This is a genomic window from bacterium, from assembly GCA_021159335.1.
GTDB lineage: Bacteria > UBP14 > UBA6098 > B30-G16 > B30-G16 > JAGGRZ01.
Genome location: JAGGRZ010000107.1, coordinates 1 through 12032 on the forward strand (window position 1 = coordinate 1; position 12032 = coordinate 12032).

Here is a 12032-nt window from a genome sequence, read left to right on the forward strand (position 1 = left end):
GCTACTATGTTTACAGTGCTCGGGACACTATTTTGGTGATTTCTGGTGTGCGGTTCCCAAGGTATAAGTCGGATATTTTTGCTGGCTGGAATTTGCTTGGTTGTCCGAGTTTTGCGGTAGATACTAGGTCGGTTGGCGTTGTTGGGACTTGGATTCTCGGGATATTTGAACTGGACAGCACGGGTTCTTATGTTGTTCCCGATTCGCTTCGACCAGGCAAAGGGTATTGGTTCTTGGTGCCGAATGATGGGAAAATTTATGTGCCGAGGTGAGGTCTAAACAACTGGAGTTGATATATTACTTCTTCCCCGCTGGTGAAAACCTTCCTGAATCGACCTGTTTTCCGTCAGCTATGATAGCGAAATAATAGAATTTGCCCGAGTCGCCCGTCTTCTTGGGTTGCCACGAGATGGAATGCTCGCCTGCCTTAAGGGAACCTAATTCAACCCTGTCCTGCAAATTTCCCCCTTCATCAACTATAACTATGCTAACATTTTTTGCATCATCGGGGAGCGAGAATTTTATGTTACCGGGGAGAAAACTTCCCAGTGGCTTTTTAAAGTATTTTATGATGATTATCGTATCATTCGGTGGTGCTTTAAATTTCCCAGCCAGTTTCCGCATGTCGTAATTGTTTATTGTTAGTTTTCCTTTCGGGAGTGAATCGTTGGGCCATGTGATTGTTACGCTGTCTTTCATGTTGTGGATTATTATTTTCCATGTTGCGCTATCCTTGGGCGAGCGAATGTCCCACCACAAAGAGCGTATGTAGGGGTATTTTTTGTCCCAGATTGGCATATAAGGGAAAATCCCCGTTGGAAGTATGGGCGGTGCAGCCCGATCTATGCGTGGGTCAAATAAATCCGTAGCGCTATCCTTCATTCCAATAGCGAGCGTGAATGAGGGCTTTTCCGATATCTTGAGTGATAATTGCCACGCATTAATTAGAAGAAAAAATGCGAAAATAGTTGTCACACAGGTAAGTTTTTTCATTTGCTGCCCTCCGAATCTTTTTTGTTTTTCCCGTGGAATGTAAGGATAACGAAGTCGGCGCGGTCAAGGTATGCTTCTGGGTTAATTTTTGCAAGTTTGGGGACTGGTATTGCCGATATAGTTGCGACTCTTAAGTTTGGGTTTCTTATCGAAAGTTTCTGCACTATGCCAAGATGATAATCACTGTGAAAACTTCCGTTGCACATAAAAACATGGTAATCAGGATGTTCTCTCAGAAAATCTGATATTGATTCCGCCATTTTCTCGTCTTTAACGCATTGGGCGTGATAAAGATTCTCTATGGACACATTTTTCATGTGCTTCATCATGGGGTTGTTTTTCATGGTAGCTTCGAAAAGTTCCCTGTATTTGTCGTTGAAAAAGTAGGTCATTCGAGGTATCAGGCTTAAATCCTCATTGTTCAACGAATTCCAAGCTTTAATGCCACCTTTGGCAACCATGTTCGCCAGCCTGCGAGGAATGTTCGCAGCTATAACATGGATTCCGTTGGATTTGGCGAATTCCACCAATGGACGGTAGTCGGAGTCGTAGTTTGGCCACAAATTAACTTTTTCTTTGAATTCCTTCTCGCTTATTTTGCCAGATATGTATGAATCAACGACAGGTTGTGCGTCTGCCTCAAGCATTTCGAGGGAAAGAGCGATTTTACCCCATTTTTTCGATAGGTTCTTAAATATTTCAAGCTCAAGTTTATGCGCGACAGGGTCATCGTGTTTCTCGCCAAAGAACACCACATCGTAGTTTGATAGAAGCGTGACGAGGGAATCGAGGTTAATTTTTTCGCCTTTTTGCGTGAAAATATCATACTGTGCCCATGTCAGACTAATCGTGGCCATTGCTATTATTGCTACGAATATTCTTCTCATATTTCTCCTCATGCCTGCTTTTTTGGTTCAATTTATTGACACAAGTTCGATTTTCAATAAATTGCGAATACTAAATATAATTTGAGAGGATTTGTTATGAAAGCGAAACTTCCAGATGGCTCTGAGCTTGAATATGAAGCGGGTGCGACGCCGTTAAGCCTCGCTGAAAGGATTTCTCAGCGGCTTGCAAAGGCTGCGCTGGTAGCAGTCGTTGACGGCAAACTTTGGGATTTAACTCGCCCGCTTCCCGAAAACATTGCTGAACCTATTAGCTTTAGGATTTTAACATTCGATGATCAGCGAGGCAAAGAGACATTCTGGCACTCAACGGCGCATGTCATGGCACATGCTGTGAAAGACCTTTTTCCAGATGTGAAAGTAGCGATAGGTCCTGCCATTGATATGGGCTTTTACTACGATTTCGACAAGAAAGAACCGTTCACCCCAGCCGACCTCGAAAAGATTGAGGCACGAATGATGGAAATAATAAAAGCTGACCTTCCGTTTATCAGAAAAGAAGTATCCAAAGAAGAAGCATATAAAATCTTTGATGAAGCTGGAGAGAGCTACAAACTCGAAATCCTTTCAGAGATTCCTGAGGGCGAGACTGTAAGCATATACATCGTCGGTGATTTCGTTGACCTTTGTCGTGGACCGCATGTCCCATCTACGGGATACATAAAGTATTTTAAATTGCTTTCTATAGCTGGCGCCTACTGGCGTGGCGATGAGCGCAATCCAATGCTTCAGAGAATTTACGGTATATCGTTTCCCAAAAAGTCCCAGCTCGATGAGTTTCTTAAAATTAGGGAGGAAGCTGAGAAGCGAGACCACAGAAGGCTCGGTAAAGAACTCGACCTTTTTATGTTCGACCAATCAGTAGGACCAGGGCTCGTCCTCTGGACCCCAAACGGTTCAGCAGTAAGAGAGGTTATCGAGGATTTCTGGCGGAAAGAACATCGAGCACATGGATACAAGCTTATCTACACTCCTCACATTGGACGGTCGGTGCTGTGGCAACAAAGCGGGCATCTTGAATTTTACAAAGAATACATGTATCCACCGATGGAGTTCGAGGGACAGCAATACTTCGTTAAGCCGATGAACTGCCCGTTTCACATCAAGCTTTACAACAGAAAACGACATTCATACCGTGAACTTCCCATAAGATGGGCGGAACTTGGAACTGTTTATCGTTACGAGAGGAGCGGTGTTCTACATGGTCTGCTTCGGGTTCGCGGGTTCACGCAGGATGATGCTCACATTATTTGCCGACCCGATCAGGTGGAAGATGAGATAAGGGAGGTATTGAAATTCTCGCTTTACATTTTACGCACATTCGGCTTTGAGAACTTCAAGATATACCTTTCCACACGACCAGAGAAATTCGTTGGAGACCCAAAGGATTGGGATTTGGCCGAACATTCACTTAAAGAAGCAATAGAAGCTCTCGAACTTCCGTATGAAATTGATGAGGGTGGCGGAGCATTTTACGGTCCAAAAATAGATATAGTTCTTAAAGACGCACTTGGCAGGGCGTGGCAGTGTTCGACGATTCAGTTCGATTTTAACCTGCCGGAACGCTTTGACATGACATACATAGACAAAGACGGTACGCCAAAGCGTCCTTACATGATTCATCGTGCGCTTCTCGGTTCTATAGAGCGATTTTTCGCGACTCTCGTTGAGCATTATGCAGGAAACTTTCCAGTATGGCTTGCGCCTGTTCAGGTTGTTGTGTTACCTGTCAGCGAGAAATACATTGGCTATGCAAGGGAAGTTTATAGTAAGCTATTCAATGAAGACCTAAGAGTTGAATTGGACGATTCTTCCGAGAGGATTAGTTACAAAATCCGAGCCGCGGAAGTGCGCAAGATACCATATATGATTATTGTGGGAGCCAAAGAGGTTGAGGCAGGAACGGTATCCGTCCGAAGGCATGGTGTTGGTGATTTGGGTCAGATGACTTTGAGTAATTTCATAAAAAATTTGCGTAATGACATAAAAAATAAAAAATAATGAATTTTTGTAAAAGTTTTTCTTGAAGTCAAACCGAATTGAATTATTTTAATAGTAGGAAGTAGTAAAAATAAAAGAGGTGATGTTTGTATGTCTATAATTTATTCAGAAAATTACAAAAAAGTTCTCGACCTTGCCCGCGAGGAAGCGGCAAGATTGGGTAACAGTTATGTTATCCCCGAGCATATAATGCTCGCCATAATCCGTCACGGCAACAATACTGCAGTTGAAATAATGCTTCAAGGCAATGTAAACCCTGACGAGGTCCAGCGGATAATAGAGGACATGATTGGGATGGGCGGCGAAAGCTTTTTCGTCGGCAATATAGTTATGACTGCTCGTGCACAAAGGATAACGGAGCTTGCTGCTGTTGAGGCGAGGAACACTGGTTCGCCGAGGGTGGGAACCGAGCACTTGCTTCTTGCACTTATAAAAGACCCGGAAAGTTCGCTGGCTCAGATTCTTAAAAGGTTTGGGTTTACTTACCGCGATGCGTATAGATACTTAACATCGCTTAAAACCGCTGAACATCAAAGGCGCCGCACATCAACAGGAAAAACCCCGGCTCTCGACAGTTTTTCCCGTGATATAACTGCACAGGCTCTCGAAAATAAGCTCGACCCTGTCATAGGGCGCGAAAGGGAGATCGAAAGAGTTATTCAGGTGCTTTGTCGTCGAAAGAAAAACAATCCAGTTCTTATTGGTGAGCCCGGTGTCGGGAAAACGGCTATAGTTGAAGGGTTAGCACAAAAAATAGCGAGGAAGGATGTCCCCTATCTTTTGCAAAATAAGCGTGTCGTTGCACTCGACCTGGCGGCAATGGTTGCAGGAACGAAGTATCGTGGGCAATTCGAGGAAAGAATAAAGTCCGTTATAGATGAGATAATAGCCGACGGAAATATAATAATCTTCATAGACGAGCTTCACACCATAGTCGGCGCGGGTGGTGCTGAAGGGGCGCTGGATGCCTCAAATATTCTTAAACCGCTTCTCGCATCAGGTGAATTGCAAGTTATAGGAGCCACTACTGCTGAGGAATACCGTAAGTACATAGAAAAAGACGGCGCGCTTGAGAGGAGATTCCAGACGATACTTATTGAACCGCCTAATTATCAGGAAACAATAGAGATTCTTCAGGGGTTGCGTCCTTATTATGAGGAGCACCACAAGATAAAGATTTCAGATGAGGCTATTGAGACTGCGGTAAGGCTTTCAGACAGGTTCATCCAGGACAGGCAGCAGCCTGACAAAGCTATCGACCTTATAGATGAGGCCGGTGCCATGCTAAATCTTGCGACCTATGTTAAACCGAAGTATCTCGTCGAAATTGAGGAAAAGATCGCGATAAAGGAGAAAGAGAAGCAAATGGCAATAATGGAGCAGGATTACGAGCGCGCGGCTTCCATTCGTGACGAGTTGAGGTTCCTTCGCGGAAAACTTGCGGAGGAGCAAAGGAATTGGCAGAAACAGCGTGACCTTCACCGACCAACGATGACTGCTCAGCATGTGGCCAAAGTTTGCAGCAGAATGACAGGCATACCTGTTGAAGAGCTGAGCCAGGAGGACCAGACGAGGCTTCTGAAGCTTGAGGAGGAGCTGTCAAAACATGTTATAGGGCAGGAGGAAGCTATACGGGCATTGGCAGATGCTATAAGGCGTTCTCGCGCAGGACTTGGCAATCCTAATCGCCCTATGGGAAGTTTTCTGTTTTTGGGACCGACTGGTGTGGGGAAAACCGAGCTGGCCAAAGTTCTCGCCAAGTTTATGTTCGGAACGCTCGATGCGCTTCACAGGATTGACATGTCTGAATACATGGAGAAGTTCTCCGTTTCTCGACTTCTCGGTGCTCCGCCGGGGTATGTTGGTTACGAGGAGGGAGGAACGCTTACCGAGGCTGTGCGACGACATCCGTATTCGGTGGTCCTTTTCGATGAGATAGAAAAAGCTCATCCCGAGGTATTCAACCTTCTGCTTCAGATTCTTGACGAGGGATTTTTAACCGATAGTTTCGGACGCAGAATAAACTTTAGGAATACTATCATTATAATGACATCCAACATCGGAACCGAGCAGCTTGTTTCGGCTCGCTTGGGATTTGAGGGGAGCGAGGGGCTGGCTGACTATGAGCAGATAAAGAACACATTGATGCAGAATGTTAAAAAGACACTTCGTCCAGAGCTTATAAACAGGATTGATGAGATAATAATATTCCACGCTCTAACGCTTGAGCATATAGAAAAGATAGTCGATCTTCAGATAGCTGAGATAAACGAGCGTATAAAGCATAAAGGGCTGGTCATAGAGCTTACTAATAGGGCGCGACAATGGATAGCTAAGCGTGGTTACGACCCCAAAATGGGTGCGAGACCGCTTAAAAAAGCCATTCAGCAACATATAGAAAGTCCGCTTTCAAAGAAGCTGCTTTCTGGTGAGATACCGTGGAACCATGTGATAAAAGTTGATGTTGCCAAAGGCGGGGAATCGCTTAAATTCACGCCGACGAAAAAAATAGAGAAATCGTCAGTGAAAACCGAAGGCGATGATTTTGAGGTTATAGAAACGGAACATGCGTCTTAAAAATGTCTTGACAATTATTGTATTATAAATATGTTTTAAAAAAGTTTATAAATGCTAATCGAGGAATACAGGAGGTGACTTAATGTTTAAGCCGATAACGGTGTTTTCTGCTATTTTGTTATTTGTGGGTATAGCTTTCTCAGCGGGGGGAGGTTCTGGGCCATCAGGTGGTGTGCCCTCTGCACCGACGGTAGTTTATACAGATACAGCCGCACATGTATTCATCTTTCTCACATTAAGGCAGCCGCCTGGACCGCCGTCGCCGCTAATTTATGTTGACGAAATAAATAGGACTACTGATAGCGAATATGTGAAGATAAACGCTGTAGGTCCAGGTCCAGAGGACAGGGGTGAGACATGGTTCGTATATCGTGCACCATGGGCGCTTTTCGATTGGGACGATATAACGATGTTCGGAAGTGACTCCACATTGATGATAGACCCTATAGAGAGCGCTATCTATGCCGACTCAGGAAATTACAACTGGACTGGGACGAGCAATACGACATATGATAGATTCTTTGATACAGTTTTGGTTTCGAGCAGCAAAGGTGTTGGCGACCCTGATGTGAACTATTTTTATACAGTCGTAGCACAGGATTCGCTTGGACACACATCGGATAGACCATCGGCTCCTGTCGGCGAGTATGACCAGCGGCTCGTGGTGTATAGCTCAAGCTACACGAGAAACATTGTTTCGTATCCTTTAGTTGACCACGATGTTGAATCTCATGGTAATCAGGCAAGATATTTAGCTGAAAAGATTCCCGGCTGTGAATACATCTATAAATGGAACGCAGCTAATCAGACAGAAGATGTGTTGGCGATGAAGATGTTCGGCACTTGGTACAACTTCGGAACGGTGAAACCGGGAAGGGCTTACATTATTTATCTTGCCGACACATTCTCCGCAGGTGATACTTTGATCTGGAGCCTTGGATATAATTCTAATAATGGAACCTATTATGCATATTACGGCACTGTTCCCAAGGATACTTGCTTTTATTTTACCAAAAAGACGGGCACGGCAGCGGGATATAACATTTTTGCTGTTCCCTATCAGGAATACAACACGCTTATTGACCTTCACGGTTCTTATCCTCTTCCAGCGAACTTGCTTGCCCAGGATATAGATAGCCGTCCGGGCATTGATGCTTTGGCTTTGTATAGATGGGTGGCGAGCCCACCATATATTGAACCCTTAGCCATAAAGCTTGGACCGATGTGGTACAATGTTGGTGGATATGTTTATCCGGGCGAGCCGTTGATAGTGCTTATTCAGGGTTCAGGTGGTCATTGGCCTGCTTGCCCGTAAGCATGATATCGAAATATAATTATATCGATATAAGGAGGGAATTATGAAAAAGATGTTTATTCCGATTATTTTAACGGTTTTTCTTGGGATATCAGTTGTTAGTGCAGCTACCCCTGTTGAGAAAAAAGCTAACTTGCCTGCTCATCAAAGGGAATCGATAATGTCGATGCCTTACTTTTTGCTTAAAATAAACTTTTGCCTTGGTTTCCTTGACAGCAGCGGGAACGCTCATTGCGCCAGCGAAACGGTGGGCGTTTGTAATACATGTTCCACGACATATTCCTTCTCATCGTGCACAACGACATGTCAGAACGCTTGGTTGCCTGATACTGATACTACTACATCAGACACCGTGTGGCACGGTTTTGTGCTGATGTTTTGGATGAAGGACTCATCGAACAGCTATGAAGTATCGGACACGCATTATGTTAATACTCCTGGTTGGAATGTGGTTATACCTTGTGAACGATGTACGGTTTGCGCAAGTTGCTCAACTATAGCTGGTGTTCATGTTTGGTTTAATAATTTCGCGAATGTTAAGAAGCGCGATGGAAACCCGCTTACAGTAGCCTCCGGTGATTCTATGTTCGTCAAAATATATGTGGTCGATACTATGTTCGAGAGTTACACTACATATCAAGATTCAGGAGTTTACTACCTCGACTCGGTCCTCACGCCGACATCCTCCATGGTTGAGTGGAAAGTTGTGCTGATAGACACCAGCGTTTTGAAAACTACTGAGCCCTACTCTGTTATTCCTGAAAGGCCTTATCTGGGTCAGAACACGCCGAACCCGTTCAATACATCGACATCGATAGAGTATTCAGTCCCGGGTGAATGCAGAGTGCGACTTCTGGTTACCGATATAGTGGGGAGAAGGGTTAAAATTCTTGCGGACGGCTTCCGCGAGAGGGGACGCTATAAAGTAGTCTGGGACGGCACGGATGATGCCGGAAAGCCTGTGCCCTCGGGCGTGTACTTCTATAAGTTTATTGTAAATGGTCAGTTGCTTGATAAGAAGAAAATGACATTTATTAAGTAATCCCGAAAGCAGGAAATAAATGAGACTGTTAGTCGTTGCTATAGGGTGTTTGACATTATTGGGCTCTATGGTTTGGGGTTCTCAGGACATCAATACAGTTCCTGGGAACTCTTCTTTTATATCGGGCTCAAAAGCCAATAGTTCATTCACGCTATTGGTGTTCTATTTTTGTCTTGGCGAGATTGACAGCACAGGTGAGGCTCATTGCTACTCCGATTCGCTTGATGCTACTCCTTTGGGGACAACTAACAACGATTCTACATGGCGAGGCTACATTCTTAAATTCTGGGCCAAGGATAGTTCTTTGGGCTGGAGACGAACAGTGATGCATACGATAAGCACCCCTGGTTGGAACAATGTGCTACCACGAGTAAGACCAGATACATTATCGCCGCAGGTTTGGCATGCGTGGCCCAATAATTTCGCAAGCATTCTGATGCCTGATTCGATGCCGATGACCGCATCTATTCATGATTCTTTCTTCGTCCAGATAAAATACATAGATGGAAGCGTTGAGTATGTTACTCATGGTCCGGATGGGAGAGATTATCGGGATACAACCTTTGAGACTGTTCCTCCCCCTGTTTATTGGTACCTGGTTCTAACACCCATTGGCACCAAGGTTCGAAGTAATAGACTTAGACCTTCAAAATCGGACTTTAAGGCATACCCCAACCCGTTTAACTCGGAGGTTAATTTTATGTTTACTCCGGATATATCGGGCGGAGGCGAGGTTGATATTTACGATATTTTTGGACGAAAAGTTTATTCTAAGGAGTTGGGGAAATTAGTCTCTGGGCGGACAGTATCATTTAAATGGAATGCGGACAGGTATTCGAGCGGGAGGCTTGAATCTGGGATTTATAGTGTTGTCGTTAGAATTTCGGGAAGAAAGGTTGTCTCAAAAAAGATTCTTTTCCTAAAGTAACTACAAAGGTTTAGGGAGTGTAGTGATAAAATAATTATCCTTTCATTCGGGGGAGGATTAACAATTTTCCCTTGACAGGTTGTAGTGTCAAATTTATAATTTAGTTTGCGAAAATTGAGGTTTTGGTCTTTGAAAATTTAAGAGGAAGATTTTGCGCTGGATACTCGATGGCGAGAGGGTTTTGGTTAAGATACTAAGGGCGCACGGTGGATGCCTAGGCGCCACCAGGCGATGAAGGACGCGGCTACCGGCGATACGCCCCGGGGAGGTGGCAGCAACCGTAGATCCGGGGGTCTCCGAATGGGGAAACCCATCCCGTCAAGGGATATCACACCCTGAATACATAAGGGGTGTGAGGCGAACCCGGGGAACTGAACCATCTCAGTACCCGGAGGAAAAGAAATCAACCGAGATTCCCTTAGTAGCGGCGAGCGAACGGGGAAGAGCCTAAACCGACTGCGGCGTAGAAGGCGCCGGCCGTTGCCGCAGCGGGGTCGTGGGACATTGCCGGACCCGACCGGCGTGAGGGTCGCGGAGTTACAAATCTCCAGCCTAGCCGAACTACCTGGAAAGGTAGGCCAGAGAGGGTGAAAGCCCCGTAGGCGAAAGGCTAGGAGACTCCGTCGGCAATGTTCCCGAGTAGGGCGGGACACGTGGAATCCCGTCCGAATCTGGGGGGACCACCCTCCAAGGCTAAATACTCGGTGGCGACCGATAGTGCACTAGTACCGTGAGGGAAAGGTGAAAAGAACCCCAGTGCGGGGAGTGAAAAGAACCTGAAACCGTGTGCCTACAAGCGGTCGGAGGCTTGCCTCTCATGCCTCTTCGGAGGCAGTATTGGGAGGCGGCTGACGGCGTGCCTATTGAATAATGAGCCGGCGAGTTACTCTCAGTCGCCAGGTTAACCGCCTCAGGCGGGGAGCCGTAGCGAAAGCGAGTCCGAACAGGGCGTCAAAGTGGCTGGGAGTAGACCCGAAACCGGGCGAGCTACCCATGGGCAGGGTGAAGTCCGGGTAATACCGGACGGAGGCCCGAACCTCAGAGCGGTGAAAAGCTCGTGGATGACCTGTGGGTAGGGGTGAAAGTCCAAACAAGCCCGGAGATAGCTGGTTCTCCCCGATATGCCTTTAGGGGCAGCCTCGGGTGGACCGTGCAGGAGGTAGAGCACTGTTTGGGCTAGGGCCCGTAAGGGTACCAAACCCAGGCAAACTCCGAATGCCTGCACGCAATACCCGGGAGTGAGGTGATGGGGGATAAGCTCCATCACCGTGAGGAAAACAATCCAGACCGCCAGCTAAGGTCCCCAAATCCAGGCTAAGTGGTGAAGGATGTGGGGCTGCGCAGACAGCCGGGAGGTTGGCTTAGAGGCAGCCATCCTTTAAAGAGTGCGTAAAAGCTCACCGGTCGAGTGGTTCTGCGCCGAAAATGATCGGGGCTTAAGCCTGGTACCGAAGCTGCGGGTCAGGGTATGCGTTGCATGCCCTGGCGGTAGGGGAGCGTTCCCAGCGCGGTGAAGGCAGACCGTGAGGCTTGCTGGAGCGCTGGGAAGTGATTATGCCGGCATGAGTAGCGATAAAGCGGGTGAGAACCCTGCTCGCCGAAAGCCTAAGGTTTCCTGGGGAAGGTCAGTCCTCCCAGGGTTAGGCGGCCCCTAAGCCGAGGCCGAAAGGCGTAGGTGATGGGAAGCCGGTTAATATTCCGGCCCCACCCAGCTGGAGCGAAGGGGGGACGCAGAAGGAGAGGGCAGCGCGGCGCTGGTCGTCCGCGTCTAAGGGCGTAGGAGGTGGGCGAGGCAAATCCTTGCCCACATAAAACTCCGAGACCCGATGGGGACCCCGATTAAAATCGGGGGAACTGCCCGGTCTCCACGCTGCCGAGAAAAGCCCCTAAGCGTTGAAGGCTGGGTGACCGTACCGCAAACCGACACAGGTAGGCGAGGTGAGTATCCAAAGGCGCACGAGTTATCCGTCCTCAAGGAACTCGGCAATTTGGCCCCGTAACTTCGGGAGATGGGGCGCTCCGAGTAGGTGTAGTAGCTCGCCTACGAAGCCGAAAGGAGCCGCAGATAATCGGGCCTGGCGACTGTTTATCAAAAACACAGGTCTCTGCTAACCCCTAAAGGGGAAGTATAGGGACTGACGCCTGCCCAGTGCCGGAAGGTTAAGGGGAGCCGTTATCCCGAGTTTTCGGGAGAAGCGGTGAACCGAAGCCCCGGTAAACGGCGGCCGTAACTATAACGGTCCTAAGGTAGCGAAATTCCTTGTCGGGTAA

At 47.0% G+C, this 12032-nt stretch carries 8 protein-coding genes and 1 rRNA gene; 7 read left to right on the top strand and 2 right to left on the bottom strand.

All coding sequences use genetic code 11. The annotated features are described in order from the left end of the window. Nucleotides 1–272 (top strand): hypothetical protein (locus tag J7J62_06010; protein MCD6124708.1); only part of this gene is annotated, 272 nt, incomplete at its 5' end. A gap of 25 nt (nt 273–297) precedes the next feature. On the opposite strand, the gene J7J62_06015 is transcribed toward J7J62_06010, so the two are convergent. Continuing rightward, nucleotides 298–993: a hypothetical protein gene (locus tag J7J62_06015; GenBank protein MCD6124709.1), complete on the bottom strand. Its 696-nt coding sequence runs from the start codon at nt 991–993 to the stop codon at nt 298–300. Continuing rightward, complete coding sequence (locus J7J62_06020) at nt 990–1880, bottom strand: ChaN family lipoprotein (protein MCD6124710.1); 891 nt, start codon at nt 1878–1880, stop codon at nt 990–992. The genes J7J62_06015 and J7J62_06020 overlap by 4 nt, the downstream gene beginning before the upstream one ends. A gap of 96 nt (nt 1881–1976) precedes the next feature. Here J7J62_06020 and thrS point away from each other — a divergent pair, with 96 nt between their 5' ends. From thrS to J7J62_06050, 6 genes are all read left to right on the top strand, one after another. Beyond that, on the top strand, nt 1977–3899 hold the full coding sequence (gene thrS / locus J7J62_06025; GenBank protein ID MCD6124711.1) for a threonine--tRNA ligase: 1923 nt from the start codon (nt 1977–1979) through the stop codon (nt 3897–3899). Between the two features lie 90 nt (nt 3900–3989). Further along, nucleotides 3990–6476 carry an ATP-dependent Clp protease ATP-binding subunit gene (locus tag J7J62_06030; protein MCD6124712.1) on the top strand — a complete coding sequence of 829 codons (2487 nt, stop codon included), beginning with the start codon at nt 3990–3992 and terminating at the stop codon, nt 6474–6476. Between the two features lie 82 nt (nt 6477–6558). Next, entirely contained in the window at nt 6559–7791 is a 1233-nt protein-coding gene (locus tag J7J62_06035) for a hypothetical protein (GenBank protein MCD6124713.1), read from the top strand. A 43-nt stretch (nt 7792–7834) separates the two neighbouring features. Further along, nucleotides 7835–8833, top strand: a complete 999-nt coding sequence (locus tag J7J62_06040) for a hypothetical protein (protein MCD6124714.1) — start codon at nt 7835–7837, stop codon at nt 8831–8833. Nucleotides 8834–8852: 19 nt separating this feature from the next. Continuing rightward, complete coding sequence (locus J7J62_06045; GenBank protein MCD6124715.1) at nt 8853–9761, top strand: T9SS type A sorting domain-containing protein; 909 nt, start codon at nt 8853–8855, stop codon at nt 9759–9761. Nucleotides 9762–9944: 183 nt separating this feature from the next. Then, a 23S ribosomal RNA gene (locus tag J7J62_06050) occupies nt 9945–12032 on the top strand; the annotation flags it as partial.